15 protein-coding genes are annotated in these 18,682 nt (G+C 50.1%); 11 read left to right on the forward strand and 4 right to left on the reverse strand.

Translation table 11 applies throughout. The features are described from left to right. The first annotated feature begins 169 nt into the window (after positions 1-169). The 5 genes from rtcR to DUT67_RS19795 all read left to right on the forward strand — a co-directional run bounded on the left by rtcR (position 170) and on the right by DUT67_RS19795 (position 4,659). The gene (gene rtcR / locus DUT67_RS19775) at positions 170-1,762 is read left to right on the forward strand and encodes an RNA repair transcriptional activator RtcR (protein ID WP_113632130.1); all 1,593 of its coding nucleotides are present in this window, start codon (positions 170-172) and stop codon (positions 1,760-1,762) included. A 160-nt stretch (positions 1,763-1,922) separates the two neighbouring features. Further along, on the forward strand, positions 1,923-2,192 hold the full coding sequence (locus DUT67_RS19780) for a hypothetical protein (protein WP_113626407.1): 270 nt from the start codon (positions 1,923-1,925) through the stop codon (positions 2,190-2,192). Positions 2,193-2,206: 14 nt separating this feature from the next. Then, on the forward strand, positions 2,207-2,551 hold the full coding sequence (locus tag DUT67_RS19785) for a type II toxin-antitoxin system RelE/ParE family toxin (RefSeq protein ID WP_113632131.1): 345 nt from the start codon (positions 2,207-2,209) through the stop codon (positions 2,549-2,551). A 392-nt stretch (positions 2,552-2,943) separates the two neighbouring features. Next, positions 2,944-3,750, forward strand: coding sequence for a hypothetical protein (locus DUT67_RS19790; protein ID WP_113626409.1), 807 nt, complete (start codon positions 2,944-2,946; stop codon positions 3,748-3,750). 573 nt (positions 3,751-4,323) lie between these two features. Then, the gene (locus tag DUT67_RS19795; protein ID WP_113626534.1) at positions 4,324-4,659 is read left to right on the forward strand and encodes a hypothetical protein; all 336 of its coding nucleotides are present in this window, start codon (positions 4,324-4,326) and stop codon (positions 4,657-4,659) included. 181 nt (positions 4,660-4,840) lie between these two features. On the opposite strand, the gene DUT67_RS19800 is transcribed toward DUT67_RS19795, so the two are convergent. Genes DUT67_RS19800 through DUT67_RS19810 form a run of 3 tightly spaced genes read right to left on the reverse strand, consistent with a single transcriptional unit; the run spans position 4,841 to position 8,852 of the window. Next, positions 4,841-5,671: a hypothetical protein gene (locus DUT67_RS19800; protein WP_113626410.1), complete on the reverse strand. Its 831-nt coding sequence runs from the start codon at positions 5,669-5,671 to the stop codon at positions 4,841-4,843. Beyond that, a complete protein-coding gene (locus DUT67_RS19805) occupies positions 5,668-7,314 on the reverse strand; it encodes a hypothetical protein (RefSeq protein WP_113626411.1) in 1,647 nt (548 codons plus the stop codon). Before DUT67_RS19805 ends, DUT67_RS19800 begins: the two co-directional genes overlap by 4 nt. Before the next feature lie 17 nt (positions 7,315-7,331). Continuing rightward, a complete protein-coding gene (locus DUT67_RS19810) occupies positions 7,332-8,852 on the reverse strand; it encodes an OmpA family protein (protein WP_113626412.1) in 1,521 nt (506 codons plus the stop codon). Between the two features lie 733 nt (positions 8,853-9,585). Between DUT67_RS19810 and DUT67_RS19815 the strand changes: the two genes are divergently transcribed. From DUT67_RS19815 to DUT67_RS19840, 6 genes are all read left to right on the forward strand, one after another. Then, a complete protein-coding gene (locus tag DUT67_RS19815) occupies positions 9,586-10,581 on the forward strand; it encodes a LysR family transcriptional regulator (protein ID WP_113626413.1) in 996 nt (331 codons plus the stop codon). A 253-nt stretch (positions 10,582-10,834) separates the two neighbouring features. Continuing rightward, entirely contained in the window at positions 10,835-12,274 is a 1,440-nt protein-coding gene (gene aspA, locus DUT67_RS19820) for an aspartate ammonia-lyase (RefSeq protein WP_005971181.1), read from the forward strand. Positions 12,275-12,766: 492 nt separating this feature from the next. Further along, positions 12,767-14,188, forward strand: coding sequence for a TolC family protein (locus DUT67_RS19825; protein WP_113632132.1), 1,422 nt, complete (start codon positions 12,767-12,769; stop codon positions 14,186-14,188). Then, positions 14,185-15,183 (forward strand): HlyD family secretion protein, encoded by a 999-nt coding sequence (locus DUT67_RS19830; RefSeq protein ID WP_113632133.1) that lies wholly within the window; start codon positions 14,185-14,187, stop codon positions 15,181-15,183. Before DUT67_RS19825 ends, DUT67_RS19830 begins: the two co-directional genes overlap by 4 nt. Further along, positions 15,183-16,301, forward strand: a complete 1,119-nt coding sequence (locus DUT67_RS19835) for an ABC transporter permease (RefSeq protein ID WP_113632134.1) — start codon at positions 15,183-15,185, stop codon at positions 16,299-16,301. Before DUT67_RS19830 ends, DUT67_RS19835 begins: the two co-directional genes overlap by 1 nt. Next, entirely contained in the window at positions 16,295-17,485 is a 1,191-nt protein-coding gene (locus DUT67_RS19840; protein ID WP_113632135.1) for an ABC transporter permease, read from the forward strand. The genes DUT67_RS19835 and DUT67_RS19840 overlap by 7 nt, the downstream gene beginning before the upstream one ends. Positions 17,486-17,539: 54 nt before the next feature. Here the strand turns inward: DUT67_RS19840 and DUT67_RS19845 are convergent, their stop codons facing one another. Next, the gene (locus tag DUT67_RS19845; RefSeq protein ID WP_113632136.1) at positions 17,540-18,670 is read right to left on the reverse strand and encodes a lipase family protein; all 1,131 of its coding nucleotides are present in this window, start codon (positions 18,668-18,670) and stop codon (positions 17,540-17,542) included. Between the last annotated feature and the right edge of the window lie 12 nt (positions 18,671-18,682).

An 18,682-nucleotide genomic window follows, 5' to 3' on the forward strand; every position in this document is an offset into this window, starting at 1 on the left:
TTGTTCACCTGAGATATAGCGAAAGACGTGCCAGATTTCTTAAACAGATAAAATAAAAACATAATTAATTGATAATTAATAAATAAAAAACTCACCACACGAACTGGCAACGAAGTAAAAGAACAGGTAAATTTATCCTATAGGATAATAATTTATATAAAGGAATAACATGAAGCGTCGCGTTGTTATTGGTGTGCTGGGCACCACGCTGGATAAACGAGGTAAACGGGAGAACCGCTGGACAAAATGGCGTCCTACCGTTGGCCTGTGCCAACAGCCCGATTTTCCGGTCGATCGCCTGGAACTGCTGCACCAGTCACGCAACGAGGGAATGGCACAGCAGGTGGTGGAGGATATCTCTGTGGTGTCACCCACCACACAGGTCACGCTTCAAGCTGTTGAGCTGCGCGATCCGTGGAATCTCGAAGAGGTCTACAGTGCCTTTCTGGACTTTGCGAGCAGCTATCCGTTCGACACCGAAAACGAAGAGTATTTCGTCCACATCACCACTGGCACCCACGTCGTGCAGATTTGCTGGTTCCTGCTAACCGAAGCCCGCTATCTGCCCGCCAAGCTGCTGCAAACTGCACCGGGGGAGAAAGCGGATCGCCCCGCACCGCAAGGCATCTACGCCGTCATCGATCTGGATCTCAGCCGCTACGCCACGCTTACTAGCCGTTTTCAGCATGAGCAGCAACGTTCCGTCTCGTTCCTCAAATCCGGCATCGAGACGCGCAATGCCACGTTCAACGCACTAATCGACCAGATTGAACGCGTCGCGCTGCGATCCACCGCGCCGATACTGCTGACCGGCCCGACCGGTGCGGGGAAATCGTTTCTGGCGCAGCGTATCTACGAGTTGCGACAGTCCCGCCATCTGGTCAACGGTCGCTTTGTCGCCGTCAACTGCGCCACGCTGCGCGGCGACAATGCGATGTCGACGCTATTTGGCCACGTGAAAGGCGCATTTACTGGCGCATTACAGGCCAGAACCGGACTGTTACGTGAAGCAGACGGCGGCATGCTGTTTCTGGATGAAATCGCTGAACTGGGGCTGGATGAACAGGCCATGCTGCTCAAGGCCATTGAAGAAAAACGTTTTTTCCCATTTGGTTCGGATAAAGAAGTCAGCAGTGATTTTCAGTTAATTGCTGGCACGCACCGCAACTTGCGCGAGTGGATCGCACAAGGCAAATTTCGTGAAGATCTCTATGCGCGAATTAACATGTGGACCTTCCCTCTGCCGGGGCTGGCAGAACGGCGGGAAGATATCGAACCCAACATTGAATACGAACTCCAACGCTTTGCACGCGATAACCAAACGCAGATTCGCTTTGATAAAGACGCACGACAACGCTACCTCGCCTTTGCCTGCTCACCACAAGCAGCGTGGCGCGGCAACTTCCGCGAACTCGGTTCTTCTATCGCCCGTATGGCGACGCTGGCCGAACAAGGACGAATCACCCTTGCACTGGTAGAGGAAGAAATGGCTCGCCTGCAAGCCAATTGGATGAGTGATGCGCCAGCAACCGTGCTATCGCCCGAACTCGCTAACATCGACCTCAATAACCTCGATCTCTTCGAACAGCGCCAGCTTGAAACCGTGCTCGACGTCTGCCGCACCGCCAACTCGCTCTCCGACGCAGGCCGTTTGCTGTTTGCCGTCTCACGCCAGCAAAAACAGAAGCCCAACGACGCCGACCGGCTGCGTAAATATCTGGCACGTTTTGGGCTGAGCTGGGAGGGGTTGAAACGGGTATAAATTCATCATAAATTTATACCTTACGTGTAGACTACGATATAATTACTCTGTGCCTCCTCAGGCAGCAGCAAGATAAAAGTATTCACTACACCACATGGCAGGAGTCTACGGCTTATAGCCATAATTTCTATAAGCAATTGTTTTAATTAAGGCAGATGATATGAAAACCACAATGTCTCAGAAGTCGGCTCGTGAAGGCCTTGGCAACCCTGAACTGTTTCAGGGAGGCGTTTATATAACGAAGAACGGCTCCGCAGAACTCTTCGTGCAAACAGCGGCAGAGCGGGAAGCAGAACTGCTTGAGAGAGAAAAAGAAAGGCAATCTAACGCACTCTTGAAGCTGGTGATGGCGGCCAAGAAAGAAATTAAAAACGGTCAGGGAATGTCCGCCGAGGAAGCCTTACAAAAATTACGTGAAGCGCGAACGTAAAACAAGGAGCCAATTTGGCCAGTTCGTACACCATTAAAGTCGCCCCTGCGGCCGTCTGGTCCTTGCAGGATGCAGAGTCTTATAGACCCCACTATATCGGTATTGAACAAGCAGCTACGTGGTCTGAATCCCTGTTCTTATCATCCATACAGGCCATTTCTCAAGATCCTGCCCGCTACAGGCATAATGCAATATTATCCGATAAGGGAATCGCACTCCGCGAGCGCCTCTCGATAGAAGATGATTTTCGCTGTTTATATGATGTTGATGAAGAGCATGGCGTCATAGAGATCCTGCTTTTTGTCAGCATGAAACAGGATCTTGAGAAAATGCTCTATCGCTATCATGTGTTGAGCTGATTGATTCCAATAGATGGCACTCAGTAAACAAAACACTGTTCCGATTAATACCGCTTACTTTTAATTAAATAACGTTTAAATTCCATCAAACTAATAATTACCACTCAAATAAAAATGAATAAAACATCAACAATCGATTATAAATCACACTCAGGCGACGTAAAGGGAAAATACTCATAATCTTTCAAGAACAGAAAATCAAAACAATAAACCACATGAAATAATTCAATGCACAATAATTAATTTTTTCATTAAAATATTTATTTGAAAAATAAAAATTCGATCCTACGTTTATAAAGGCAACATGATTGAAAGACATTTATCCAATCGTTAAAAATTTAATTCCTCGTATTTTCACAAAAAACAAATCACTATTAAAATAAGGATTTATTATGGAATCGCTAAAGCAAAAAACATCGTTGTGGGTAGATAATATCACCTCTAATGAAAGAGCATTATATATAGCAAGTTCAGCATTCTCCGACTTAGATTTCATAGAAAAAAACTCAACATATATGGCCCCCTTTCAAGCACATCCTAACAAGAATTATAAGGATGCAGAGAAAAAATCAAGAACACCAAAGCCTAATCCAGAAAGTATATATGAAGGTTTGCAAACTACAGTTAATCTATGTCGTGTAAAATCAAAATATGATCCATTGGATCCAAATACGACCGGACGTAATAAAAATTTTGAAGAGTTTACACGTCTAATTGCAGGAGTACCATTCCTTACCTTAGAGTGGGCGCAGACAACCAAAATTGAGCAAAAAAGCCATAATGCCAATGATCTCATCAATTCTTTTGTTGATGGATTTCGTGGGATTTTATCCGGTGATAAAGATGCCGTTAGAGATTCAGTTAAAAGTTTAGTTAAAGCTGCGTTGTCTTACTCTGAGAAAAAACAAGAGTACTCAGGGTTCAATCAAAACATTTTCACTCTTGGTACAGATGGTAAGGTGTACTTTAATCTTTATTCTAGTACCTTCGAAATTTCTCAGTCTAGTAATAAAGGGACTATAACATTTCAATCCACCTATTCACTTCGCCAAGCTGCCTATAGCTTAAGCGTTCGTACATGGGAAGAGGTGAAAGAATCGTTTGATAAGCAGAAGAAAGAGAGCATTGATGATTGGCTCAACAACATGAATACAAATGAAAAGGAAGGTAGTACTATCAAAGCAATTTGCCTTGAATAATATATAAGCAATTTGATATTAACAAATAAGAGCCCAACTTTAAGTCAGGCTCTTATTTTTATACTTAGCTATGATGGGCTATTGGTATTATTCTAAGTTATATTGGTACTTGTCCAATTAATTTTTATTTGGTATATAAATGCCCCAAAGCAATTCTATTTTAGGGAAAACACAGGGTGGAACTTAACACTTACGGCACCTCCCCCCTGTGGTCGCACGTGTATCGCGATTTCCCAGCGACAAGCCTTTCCGCCCATTTCTGCGAACTTCATTCCAAAACCTGCTGTAATTCTACTGTAAATCCATCCACCCTATTTCACGTTTTCCGCCGTTGGAATAGAGTCTCTGTGCTGCGGTAACATCCGTAGCCGGGCGTGGAACCCCGACTATCTAGAACTGAAAACGCTTTGTTTTTTCAGGGGCTACGTGCACACTCTAATCCGTGGCTCAGGCAGGGCAACCGCAAGGTTGGCCGGTCGCTAGATCCGGTGTTCCAACCCTGTCTGGGTCACACCTTTAGTTTGGAACCTGAGGGCGTGATGAAATAATTATCTAGCTATGGAAGATTCAATCATGACGGACACTCACGCCACACACGATGACAGCACCATTACCATTTTCCGCGATCTGATCGCCAGCCTGCCTTTCGCACAGTTAGATGACGTTCAGCTCTGCGACCTCGGCGCGATTGCCGCAGAATCGGTTGAAGGTCTGTGCCACGGCCTGCATTACCTCGGCGACACACTACAAAATGACGTTGAACTGCCGCAAGAAAGCCTCAGCCAGCTCGGTGCGTGCCTCAACGCCACCGCACACCTGATTCCGGCACTGCTGGAAATGTGTGAGCAGGCGGAACGCCACGTGCGCACGGTAACGACAGTGAGTGGAGCACCTCTGACCACACAGTAAAAACAATCTGTTAGGTCACATAGGGTGATAACATTTGCCCTCTAACTTTCTCTCTATAAGGGAAGAGAGCTCGGCATTAATCATCAACTGAACAAAAAACCGAATCGGTGAAGCAGCCCCATTGAAAACAAAAAAAGCGCTAATGTCGTTCACACATTAGCGCCTTTCTGTCAGATAAAAGCTATTTTAGATCGACCGTCAACTCGGGTGCACCAAAGCTCACTACGGTGGCTTTCGAGGCCGCAAAATATTGCCGCCAGAAAATTTCCAACTGCTGCATGATCTTGCCGGATCGATAGTTATTTTTCGAATCCGTATCAATCAGCCCTGCTCCCGCGATATACACATTCGCGCCAGTGAAATCCGCCACCAAATTTTGCTTTCCGGCACGCGCCATCTCTTTTTCCGGCTCTAACAAACGAATACTGTTGTTGCTGTAAAAGCTGCCAAACTCGCTGTTTTCCAGCATATCGGACACCAATAGGATCGTTTTGCTGCTCGCGGGCGTTTCTTTCAGGTCATCACCAATGTGCTTAAGGCTATCCATAATTTCGCTTTTGGCGATATTATCCCCACGATCGGCGAAGCTTTCTGCCATCTTTTTCCCGATATTTTGTGCAAAGAATTGCCGTTGTTGCACCAAACACCCATCAAGCGATTTCAGACTGTCCATGCCCAAACTGTTGCGTACCTTATGATCGGTGAATGGCATTTCCAGCTTGCCGTCAAAAACGCGCTTCATGTAGTTATCCTGCAACAGCGCCGAGAACTGATACATCACCACATGATCGCCGGGCTGCACATAGCGCACTACTTGATTCCAGATCGATTTTTTCAGATCAACAGGCACTTTGACCGTCTGGTCGACAATCACCACTAGCTCCCGACCGCTGTCAGCCGGGCGATGTTGGTCCAGTTTGGCAAAACTATAGCAACTAGGGATATCGTTACGCTCTGCGGCCTGCGACACACAGGTTACCCCCAGTAACAGCAGCGAGAGTAGCGTCCTCATACGTTCTCCTTCGGACGCGCCTTATTCAGCAACGCCTGCACGCGCTGGCGTTTTCTCAAGGACTCCAACGACAGTTCCTGATCGTCAGCAATCAGCTGTAGTTCTTCCTCGCTGAACGACGTCAAATCACCTAGTTCATGGATACGTTGTTTCTCGTCATCGCTCTCCGACGTATTTACGACAGTAGCGACTGGCTGAGCAACCTGAATAGGTTCAACGACTGTTGCTGCCGGCGCGTGTGCCACATGCTGGCTAACCACCTCAGCAGGTGCAGACTCAACGTGCTGAACCGCAACAGGTTGAGCAACAGGCGCTGGCTGTGCAGGTTCGTTTTTCGCTTGTAAATGCGCAGTCAACTCTGCGTTTGAGCGCGCTTTATCACGCAGCTTGCCACTGATGTAATCATCAAACGTCGGTAGCGTGGTAAGCGGTTCACTCTGGCTATTGGTGCGCTTCATCATCAAACGATTTTGCAATGCGGTTAGCTTTTCTTGTCCATCGCGCTCCACACGTTCACGCCGCATTGCATGCCACGATGCAAACTCCTCAGAACCACTGAAATTACCGATATATTTCGCTGCGGATTTGGATTCAATCCCAGCAAATGAACGATAAATACCGATCAAAATACCAATCAGCTGTACGCCAACAAAAATGACGGACAAGATGATGAACGTCAGTTTTGAAGCAAACACACGGTTGTCTGTGATTTCTTGCGACGCCTGCGTGTCCGCTTTGGCATTGTCCGCTACCGCACCCGATGGCAGGTCAAACGGAGAAGCATCACTCGTTTGCACGACCTGTGAGAACGGCGAACCGTTCACTGCCTGCGTATCCATCGCATTGATGGTCGCCGCACGCACCAGATAGGCACCAACAGAGAAGAAAATAATCAGCGACAGGGCAACCGCCGTTGCCCAATACTGCGGCTTAACGTGAACATTGTGAGTTACGCGATTCAACATCTGGATGTAGTTTGGATCGTTGTCATCCAAACGGGTATTTTCCAGCGAGATTTCGTGGTTCTTGCTCAAGCCCTTCGCAGAGCCGCTATGGCGCGCTTCTGAATACCAGTAACGGATCTTTTTCAGCAACGTGTTTTTATGCAGTTCGGATCCCATCAAGTGAGTGGCAGGCACCAGCACCACACCGATCAGAACGGAGATAACAATCGCCGAGAACTCGGCCTGATTGGCAGAAATGTTACTCGCGATAAACGGAGAGAGTACCAACGCGAAAATAAAGGCTTCGAGCAGGACCAACACGACACTGCAACCCCACAAGATCACGCCCGTCGGCTTACGCCCGCGCTCATCTACCTTATTAAGGTAGTTTACGCAGCGCAGATAAAAATCAGCATCCAGATTTGAGGTTTTATAATACTGCCAGTATTTGGCGCAAATCGCCTCTTCTGCCGGATACCAGGCCAGTTTCCCCGTGCCTTGGCGACGCGGTTCATTCGCGCGGGACAAACGGGAGACATGACCGATAAGTGGCATACTGCTCATCAGGTTAAGGAAAAAGTAGCTGACCTGATCCCACCAGCGGATGAAAACCAGTACCAGCGTCATCAGCACCAATAATGGCCAGAAAATGTAACGATAAAGCGAAATCGCCTCAGCGATGCTTTGAAATAATTCCATGAATCAATACCTTTTAATTAACTACGCGTTGGGGTGTAGCTCGCGATGTATTCTTTGCTGTGATTGCTGTAGAACAGCTGCCCTTGCTGTGCCTTACTGGCCTTTTTCGGCACCAGTAAATCTACGCAGGAAAGTGCCTGTTGTGTTTCATCTTGTAGATAAACCCGATACAGAATGCTTTCCTCACCTTCCCACGCATTCGCTACCGCATTTAATGGCGCATCAGCTTTACGGTTGCCTTTAGACTGGTAATCACGCGTGACATATACCTTCGGATTTTCCACCACCGTGGCGTTATCACTCAGCACCTTAACGGGCGAGAGTGTGACCAGATGATTATTCACCAACCCAGCCCAAGCTCGACCGTTCATGCCCGGCAGATATTCTCGGGTTTCATGGGTTTCAACCGCTTTCCCACTAGCCAGATTTTTGGCTTGTCCACTGACGCGCACATTATCCGCTACACAGCTTTTTAGCATACTGCTAGCATTCGCTTCTGGAATCAGGCTAAACCCGCTGCTGCGCGGCTTGAGGCTCGCCGCCAAAACGGGCGTGGAGGAATTGACTGGCTGCCCGCCAAAATCAACAAAGTTCTTGCTATTGGCTGGCTCGGCGGCTTTCTTCGTCGTTGGCGCGGCTGACGGCTTCGGTTCCGTTGCTGGCGTTACCGCCGCAGTCTGCGTTTCAGCTTTACGAGCGGGATCGGCTTTACGATTTGAAGATGATGTCGAGGGTTTCACCTTGCGACTTGATGTAGAAGAAGAACTCGCTGTCGACGTAGCTTGTTCAGCCGTGCCATAACGCAGATAAGCAAGGTTACTACCTTCTTGCTCAAGACGCTGTTTTAGCAGGGTTTCATTTGTCAGCCCTACAATCTCGACCCGACGGTTGGCAGTCCGACCAGTTACCGTGGCGTTATCGGCCACCGGACGAGCGGAGCCAGCCCCTTGGAAGTAAAGTTTCTGTGCACTCAGCCCAGCCTGTTCAAGCACCCGACCGACATTCTGTGCACGTTGCTCTGAAAGACGCTGGTTCCATTCTGCACTACCCGTAGCATCAGTATGTCCTACAACCAGAATGACGCCGCTTTGGTCACCCTCTTTCATCGCTGTAGCAATCTTTTTGACCTGCCGTAAGCCATCCGCAGAAAGTTGCGCACTATTGGTATCGAACATGCCGCTGTCTTGAACCTGAGCCACCAGCCCTACGGTTTCAGTACCGCTTTTTTCCTGAGATTGCAGCGCGCGCGTTGTAATCGCGATATTCTCTTCTTGGGCAATTTTTGCCAGTGCCTCTTCACGGTTCTGCCAAACATTCCCCAATGCACAACCTGCGGCACCGCCTAACAGTCCTCCCGCCACAGCTTTCTTGGCATCCCCCGTCACCAGATAGGTAAGTCCACCGCCCAATGCAGCCCCGCCAATACAGCCAATCGCCGTGCCATAGCTGCGGCCCGCATCATGCAAAGACGCACAGCTTGTTGTCAGTGTCACAATGGCAGCAAGCAGGCTAATTCTTCTGACTTGATAATGCTTCACTCCATATCCCTCATCCTTAGCCACCCCAAACGCGAAGAACGCTGACAAGCAGAATTCTTTTATCCCTTAATTAACATATTCTTATGTAATATTTTTTGAAAACACCCGCCAACCGCGGTGGAATACCCCGCGGCGTAGTTTTCTCAATAACCAGAATGATTAATTAATTCGGCATAGTTTTTTCCGCACTTAATCACCACTCAATGTGAATAAAGTGAGCGAAGTACGAAATCAGTTTTTATATTTATCTAATTGAATTTTAATGAAAATTAAGAAACCACACACCAATGGATATCAATCCGTAAGAGAGTATTTCGCATCGTAACAAAGGTGTCAACAAACTGTTAAAGGGGAACACCCTAACTTAGCTCTTTGAAATACAGACGCATTTTCTACCATATTGCGCAAAACACCTCTTCATTCTCCTCATCACATTTCATTGATTAGCCGTTTCTCAATAATGCCTGTTCATTCGCCGAAAAATACGGCCAACGTCTGTTGTGCTCCTTCGCCCCTCTCTACGCGATTCCACGCGTTAAAATCCATGGATGACATCATCTTCAGATCCGCTAAAGCTAGAAATAAGAAAAAATTAATCAGTGATGCAACCTGTATTTTTTCTGAAGTTAGCCGACTATTCTGACATCAGTTAGCGAGGTCGTAGTCAGCGAGATGAGATAGACTAACGCTTCATATTTCGACGACATTCACCTTGCAGCGTAGGCAAACTCATATGGTTAAACGCACAGTGTCCGCCAATAAATCGATCGATATGTACGCCGTCTATGTTTTTGTGACGATGGCGGAAGCAGGAAGCATGACGGCAGCCGCCACGCGGCTAGGCCTGACGCCTTCTGCCATTTCGCAAACGATCCGGTTATTGGAAGAAGATTTCGGCGTCAAATTGGTAAACCGGGCTCGTCGCCCCTTTGTCCTGACGCCTTACGGCATTGCGTTGAAAAACCGGGGAGAAATCCTGACGGAGGAGATTGCGAACCTCAAGGCACAGGTGCTGGAAGCGGGAAAAGGCATCAAACCCGACTTACGTATTGGCCTAGTGGACTCATTTGCCATCACTTGTGGTTCGGTATTTACCAAGAGTTTGATGAAGAGTTCGTCGCAGTTGCTGATTCGTACCGGGCTCAGCCCACAGCAGGGTGAAGCGTTAATGCGTCGCGAGCTGGATTTAATCGTCACCAGCGACCCGTTGATCGACAGCGATAGCGTAGTGCGACATCAGCTGTTTTCCGAAGGCTATTTTATTATCACGCCGCCGGATTACCGCAAACGGATCAAAACGGTTGAGGATATCCGCGAGCTTTCCGCCGCCTTGCCGCTGGTGCGCTTTAACCGGAACTCGCAGATTGGGATGCAGATTGAGCGTTATCTACGCCGCATCGATATCCGCGTACCGAACATGCTCGAATTTGATAATGCGGATACCTTAACGTCGATGGTGGCAGCCGGTATCGGTTGGGCGGTGACCACCCCGCTTAGTTTCCTGCAATCCGTTGCCCACTCTCGTGAGGTACTGACGCATATGCCGGAACAGCTGAATATCAAGCGTTCGCTTTATATTGTTGGGCACCGCGATGAATACAGTGCGTTCTTTGAAGAAGCGTGTGATGTCACGCATGACATTATCAAAACCGTATTTATTCCGAAATTGAAAACGCTGAACCGCGGAATAGAAAAACTGGTTGAGATTAACCCAGATAATTCGGAATAACAGTTAGGTATAACTATTCACGATTGGGAGACGTAGTAAAAATGGAGGAATATATCCGCCAATAGTCATTTAACGATGCTTATTCAACGTTCGTCTCCCCGAGAACTCTTTTTTAGTCATGATTTTATCAAAATCGTGGTGGGTTCGTGCTACCTGAAAACACCAAAACAGGATAGACAAAACCTAAAAAAATCATAGTTTTAATATTGAAAGCGATGCTATGTACATCGAACAATAAAAAGGAAGAAGATCCATGTCAACGAATATCCGTATTGAAGAAGACCTGTTAGGCACCCGTGAAGTCCCTGCTGACGCGTATTATGGTATCCATACACTGCGTGCAATTGAGAACTTTTATATTAGCAATAGCACCATCAGCGATATTCCAGAATTTGTCCGCGCGATGGTAATGGTAAAAAAAGCTGCCGCGCTGGCGAATAAAGAACTGCAAACCATTCCACGTAAAATTGCCGACACTATTCTACAAGCCTGTGATGAAGTGCTGAATAACGGCAAGTGCCTAGACCAATTCCCTGTCGATGTGTATCAGGGCGGTGCGGGTACGTCAGTCAACATGAATACCAACGAAGTGCTGGCGAATATCGGTCTGGAACTGATGGGACATCAGAAAGGTGAATACCAGTACCTGAACCCGAACGACCACCTGAACAAATGCCAATCCACCAACGATGCTTACCCGACGGGTTTCCGTATCGCGGTGTATACCTCAATCCTGAAACTGGTCGAAGCGATTACTCAGTTGAGTGATGGCTTTGAGCGCAAAGCGAAAGAATTCGAAAACATCCTGAAAATGGGCCGTACCCAGTTGCAGGATGCGGTACCGATGACGCTCGGTCAGGAATTCCACGCGTTCAACGTACTGCTGAAAGAAGAAAACCGTAACCTGCTGCGTACTGCGGAGCTGCTGCTGGAAGTGAACCTGGGCGCCACCGCCATCGGTACACGTCTGAACACACCGGATGAGTACCAGAAACTGGCTGTTCAGCACCTGGCAAAAGTCAGCGGCCTGCCTTGCGTACCGGCTGAAGATCTGATCGAAGCAACCTCCGACTGCGGTGCTTACGTCATGATGCACAGCGCCCTGAAACGCGTAGCAGTTAAAATGTCGAAGATCTGTAACGACCTGCGCCTGCTGTCTTCCGGTCCGCGTACTGGCCTGAACGAAATCAACCTGCCGGAATTGCAGGCGGGCTCGTCCATCATGCCAGCCAAAGTTAACCCCGTTGTACCAGAAGTCGTGAATCAGGTGTGCTTCAAAGTGATCGGCAACGATACCTGCGTCACCATGGCGGCAGAAGCAGGCCAGCTGCAGTTGAACGTGATGGAACCTGTTATCGGACAGGCGATGTTCGAGTCCATCCAGATTCTGTCTAGCGCTTGCTACAACCTGCTGGAAAAATGCGTCAACGGCATCACCGCCAACAAAGACGTGTGTGAAGCTTACGTATTCAACTCTATCGGTATCGTAACCTACCTGAACCCGTTCATCGGCCACCACAACGGCGATATCGTTGGAAAAATCTGTGCCGAAACCGGCAAGAGCGTGCGTGAAGTCGTTCTGGAGCGCGGCCTGCTCACCGAAGAACAACTGGACGACATTTTCTCTATCCAGAACCTGATGCACCCAGCCTACAAAGCCAAACGCTACACCGACGAAAACGAAGCCGTTTAATTATCGTTTTTTATCACTAGCTTGATTATTGTCACACTGGCTCGGAGGAAACTCCGAGTCTTTTCTGGCTAATTATATATTAAGATATTATTTTCATTAGAAGAATGCTGGCGTCATTAACGACTCGCCACTTATCCCGCACCGCATATCCTCCCTAAAAATAAATTTTCCAATTCAATCCCTTATATTATTTGAATAATTTGGGATTTAGACCAAAACTAAATCATCTCCGAAAAATAATAGGGGTAGCGCGGTTTGTTTACCTCAGCGTTAGCCCTGTTTCTTTATCCTATACCCTAAATAATTCGAGTTTCAGGCAGGCGGCAAGGGAAGGAATCCCGATGAGCTTACTCAGGTAAGTGATTCGGGTGAGTGAACGCAGCCAACACACATGTAACTTGAAGTATGACGGGTATATACAGGCCTCGCTTTTTCAGCGGGCTTATTTTATCAATTTGGCGGCATTTGGGTAAAAGGATGATTTCACTTGGCATGCCTCGATTAACCTACGGCAAAAAACGATTTCTGGCTTATTTCCCCGCGGCGCTGTTGCTATTACAGTGCTGGGCCTCCACGGCATTTGGACAGCCTATTACGTTTAATCAGGCCTGGGTCCGCTTGCTGCAAAGTGATGACAGCATTGCTGCCGAACACGCGGGGGTCGATCGAGCGCAGTCCCTGCGAGAATCGGCTAAAGGCCTCTACTGGCCGCAGATCAACGTAGGCGCAAGCTATACGCGTCTCGACAAACCTGTCGAACTAGACGCCCGTGACCTTAATCCGCTGGCAAATCATCGAGACATCTTCGCCGCACTAAACCAGCTTGTTAACATCAGCGGCAATCCCTTCGTCACCCGTTTCACAGAACAAAACGTGGTAACCAGTTCCGTTCAAGTCGTCTGGCCGCTATTCACCGGAGGTCGAATTGATGCCGCTCAGTCGATTCGGGCAGCGCAGGTGAATGAGGCAGAACAAATGCTGATCATCCGCACGCTAGCGCAGTTTGAAGCGCTCGCGCAGGCTTATTACGGCGTGGTGATGGCACATCAGGTGATAAAGACGCGTCAAGATATTGAAAAAGGCATGGCGCAGCATTATGACCACGCTCGCAAACTGGAGGCTCAGGGGCAAATTGCCAGAGTCGAGGTGCTGTCCGCACAATCCGCTTATGACATGGCGCGAATCGAAACACAAAAGGCGCGCCGAAGTTTGGAGACGACTGAAATTGTCTTCGCGAAATTAATCAAGACGGAAGGCGCAACGCCCTCTTCTTCGCTGTTCATCAACAAAACACTTCCCGAACTGCCTGCATTGGTGAAACAAACGCTCAATACGCACCCCGGTTTAAAGGTGCTCTCAGCCAAGCGCGATCAGGCCAAGGATCTTATCCGTATTGAACGCGCCAAATATGCCCCCGACGTGTTTCTGTTCGGCAACTATCAGCTTTACGAACAGGACACGCTAGCAGCCAGAACGACGCCAGACTGGATGGTCGGCGTCGGCGTTTCCGTCCCGCTCATCAGCCGTGAAGGCCGTTCCGACAATATTGCCGCCGCAAAAAGTGCAGAAATGCAGGTGAACTATCTGGAAGCCGATATGCGGCAAAACCTTGAGGTCTTGGTCGAAACCACATGGCGAGACGCTCGACAGGCGCTGGAGGAATTCAACTCGCTGTCCTCCACACAAAAACTGGCGGAAGAGAATGTTCAGTTACGCAACAAAGCCTTTATGCAGGGAATGTCTACCTCGCTAGACGTGGTTGATGCGCTGAATCAGTTAGCCGGAGCCAAGACACAGCGAGCCTCAGCAGCCTATCGTTACGTGGTTTCCATCGCCAGATTGATGGCCATCTCCAGCCAGTTGAACCGCTTCTCCGACTACCAAACTCAGTACGCCATACAGGTGATGCCATGACACAATCCTCCTCTTCTTCGCGTTCGAAGCGCAAATGGATCCTTCAGGCCATCCTGGTGATTGTGGTGGTCTGGATAGCGTATCGCTTCTGGCTTGCTTACCAGCCCGAGCCTATACGGCTACAGGGGCAAATCGAAGCGCAGCAGTATTCCGTGTCTTCCAAAGTACCGGGCCGTATTGCTGATGTGCGAGTAGAAAAAGGCCAGCAGCTCGACGTTGGCGATCTCGTCTTCACTCTCCTGACGCCAGAACTCGATGCCAAGCTGGAACAGGCGAAAGCGGGTGAAGCCGCGGCAGGCGCAGTGGCACAGGAGGCCAAAAAAGGCGCACGTGAGCAGCAGATCGCCGCAGCCAAAGATCAATGGCAAAAAGCCAAAGCCGGTTCCGAACTCAGCAATAAGACCTACCTGCGCGTGCAAAATCTCTATCAGGAAGGCGTGCTGCCGCTGCAAAAACGGGATGAAGCCAAAGCCTCATGGGATGCCGCGCGCTACACCGAAGGAATGGCCTGGCAGGAATACCAAATGGCGCTCGAAGGCACACGTAAAGAAACACTGGTTGCCGCAGAGGAAAAAGCCCGTATGGCCGCAGGTTCAGTCGCCGAGGTGGAAGCCTATCTGGCAGAGGCGCGCGTCGTCAGCCCACACACGGGTGAAGTCAGCAACGTGCTGCTACGCAACGGCGAAATTGCGCCACAGGGTTTTCCCGTGGTCACGCTGCTGGACATGAGCGACATCTGGATACAGTTGGCGGTGCGCGAAGATCTCCTTGAGCGCTTTGCGATGGGCACCGAGTTTGAGGCCCGTATCCCGGCGCTAAACAACCAGACATTCCGGTTTAAGGTGTCTTACGTTTCCGTCATGGGGGATTTTGCGACGTGGCGAGCGACGGATACCCGACAAGGGTTTGATATGCGTACGTTCAAAGTGGAAGCACGACCCATTCAACCCATTAGCGGGCTACGCGTTGGCATGAGCGCACTGGTAGAAATGTGATGATGCGCGAATGGAAGGCTCTGTGGCACGATCGCTGGGGAATGGCCTTAGCGTTCTGGCTACCCCTGTTCGCCATGTTGATTGCCTGGTGGACACTCTCTGGCGCTATTGTCCGCGAACTCCCCATCGGCTTGATCGATCTGGATAACAGCACGATGTCGCGCCAGTTCGCTCGTGAGTTAGATGCCTCATCCTCTTTCAACCTGAACCATCAGTTCTCAGCAGTGGCCGAAGGCGCAACGTCATTACGCGGCGGCGAGATCTACGCGCTGGTCGTGATTCCACGCCATTTTGAGCGTGATATCCGCTTGGGAACGTCACCCACTATTACCGCCTGGAATAACGGGCAGTTTGTGCTGATTGCCAAAGTCATCAACAGCGCGTTATCGCTGGTAGCGGGCACCTTTAACGGACAAATTGCCGTCGTGCAGGCGTTATCTCAGGGAGCAGCCGTTCCCGAAGCTAAAGGACTGGCAGTGCCGATTGGCGGGCAGATTACTGCACTGTTTAACCAGAATGCCAACTACGCCCAGTTTTTGCTGAACGCGATTATTCCCTCGATCTGGTCGGTGCTGCTCGCGCTGTACGGCCTGAATACGCTGGCTCGGGAGGATCAGTACGGTGCGCATTGGGTGCCAGAGAATCCCACTGCCGCCATCGGTTATAAATTTCTGGCACATTGGCTGATTGGCTGGATATGGGGCGGCGTCTGGAGCTATGGGCTGTATAACCTGCTCGATTACCCACTCAACGGTTCAGCACTGCTGCTATTTATCTCGATCGGCGTGACCGCAGGCGCCTGCGTCGCACTGGGCATGGCCTTCTATGCGCTGATTCGCGACCCGGCACGCGCCGTTTCCATTGTCGGAGCGTTAATGGCACCCGGACTGGCGTTTATGGGCATCACCTTTCCAGCAGCAGCGATGGAGACATTCGCCACATTCTGGCGGCAGTTACTGCCCGTAGCCCACTATGGCGATATCGCAATTGCCGTCACCAGCTACGGTGCCGGAATCATTCAGATCGCACCCGCGTTGACAGCGCTCGCCTTATTCTGGCTGCTGCTACCGCTCACGCTGTGGCGCTACCGATCCGGTGGCAAGGAGGCGGCATGCTGACATTCACCACACTCATCCGATTTGAGCTGCGCAGTTTACTGAGAGATCCGACGATCTTACTCACCCTGTTCGGCGGCATCCTGCTCTATTCCTTTCTCTATCCGCGCCCTTACCTCGCGCAAACACCGCGTGAGCTGCCAGTGGTGCTGGTCGATGAAGATGGAACACAGCTCTCGCGCCGTCTGGCATTTATGGCCGATTCCACGCCGGAGGTACAACTGGTGGCGCAACGCAATACGCTGGATGAAGCAAAAACGCTGCTTCTGCATGGCGAAGCGAAAGGGATTCTCTACATTCCACGCCACTTCTATCGCGATATCATGCAGGGAAAAAGCGTCACGGTAAGCTACTCAGCAGATGCCAGCTACTTCCTGATCTACGGCGCAATCGCGCAATCTCTGGCGACAGTCGGGGGAACGGCTGGTGCACAGGTCAAAATCGCACGCCTGCTTGCTCAGGGAGAAGGGATACCCGCCGCCAGCTCGCAGTGGCAGGCAACGTCCCTGAATGCCGTGCCGGTATTTAACCCAACCATGGGCTATGTCGATTACGTCGTGCCCGGTGTTTTCATGTTGATACTCCACCAGATTTTGCTGATGGGATGCGGCCTGCTCGGTGCCGGACAAAATCAGCGCACGCGATCTGGCGACGTTCGCTACTGGCAATACGCAGCGCCGTGGCGTTTGCTTCTGGCACGCACGCTGGTCGTTGGCAGTGCCTACCTGCTCTCGCTTCTCTACATGCTCGGTTTTTGTCTCGATGCCTACGGTATTGCACGTGAGGCTAGCATGAGCCAACTGCTGCTGTTTACCCTGCCTTTTCTACTCTCAACGCTGTGGCTCGGCGTGGTGCTGGGAGCCGCTTTCACGCGCAAAGATCTCCCCAGTCAGGCGGTGCTGCTGTCTTCCATTCCGATTGTCTTTCTTGCTGGTTTCATCTGGCCCGTGGAAATGATCCCTGCACCTCTGAACTGGCTTGCGCAGTGGGTTCCTGCTGTCTTCACGATTCAGGGAATATTGCGTCTTAATCAGATGGGCGCGGATCTCACCCAGATCGGCGCATTTTGGTGGCATCTGTGGATGCTGGCCGGGCTGTACGGCCTGCTGGCGTGGGGTATGCTCGGGTATCGGCAACGGCAATACCGTCGGGAAAATCAGGCTACGCGTCGATGGCTAGCACACTAATGTCCCGGCAGACGCACCGGGACAAGAGGTTTACGGTGTTGCTGTATTGTCTAACTATTTTCCCAACACGAAAGGAACTGAATTACGCAGTGAAACATTAACCGTTTCGCTGTGGTCCATGCCTTTATATTCATGCACATCGGCTGACGTCCCTGCACTAATGACATCTTCCGCAAAGTGACGCTGCATTTTGGTAGGCACGTTGATGTCCTCGGTTCCAATCCCGATAAAGACTGGAGGGGTAACATTGAGTGTGTTGTAGCGCAAACTCGCGGTTTGGCTATCCAGTAATTTCTGGATCGCAGGCTTCAGGCTATTCTTCGCATTCAACCCCTCGGCCATCACCTTTTGCGTCAGTTCACCGATACACATGGTACGTGCGTCAGCGACAAGAGCTGCGGCTTTCGGCGTAAAATAATCATCGACATTAAGCCCTTTATTCGTATCGGCCGCTGACAGATAGATATACATCACATAAGGGATTTTAGGATCGCCGCCCTCTCCGCTTCCCCCGGCAAAAAGTTCTGCCGCCGAGGTTTTGTCATCAAAGTAGGGCGTGCCGGTCAATACGGTCGATGCGATATTCAGGTTCGGTGCATAACTCGGCTGGTAGCCCGTACTCGCAAAGGCCGCATGTGCCCCCTGCGACTGGCCGACGATAGTCAACTGATTGTGCAGCGGGAATGCGGTCAGTGATGCTTTGACGCTATCCAACACGCTCCATGCCTCACCGCGCGAATTGAGGTAGTGATGCAAGCCGGCAGACCCAAGCCCCGCGTAGTCCGGTGCCACAATGGCAAAACCCAGCGATAGCCAGGTATTCAGATACTGAGAATCCCGAGCGGAACGCGGATTGAGAGACGGTGCGCAGGATGTTCCCACGCCAATCGTCCCATGCGTCCAGACCACGACCGGCCAGCCCTCTTTTGGCGCCTCACCTTTGGGAATGAAAACCGCGCCGGTGTCTTCCCGTAGGCTTTCGCCATCGACTCCACTCTTCGAATAATATTGGATCCGATATTGTTCCCCCGCCTCCATTAGGCCGTTTTTCATATCCAGCGGCGTCTTTTCTATCAGGGTACCGGGTGTTTTCGTTTCTGCGAAAGCAAACGGGGCCATCATACCGACAGAGATCGCGAGAAGTAACGCTAAGGGTTTTTGCTTTAGCTTAGGCAAATGAAACATGGCATTTCTCCA

The sequence above is a fragment of the Pectobacterium peruviense genome (assembly GCF_003312355.2).
In the GTDB taxonomy this organism is placed as follows: Bacteria; Pseudomonadota; Gammaproteobacteria; order Enterobacterales; family Enterobacteriaceae; genus Pectobacterium; species Pectobacterium peruviense.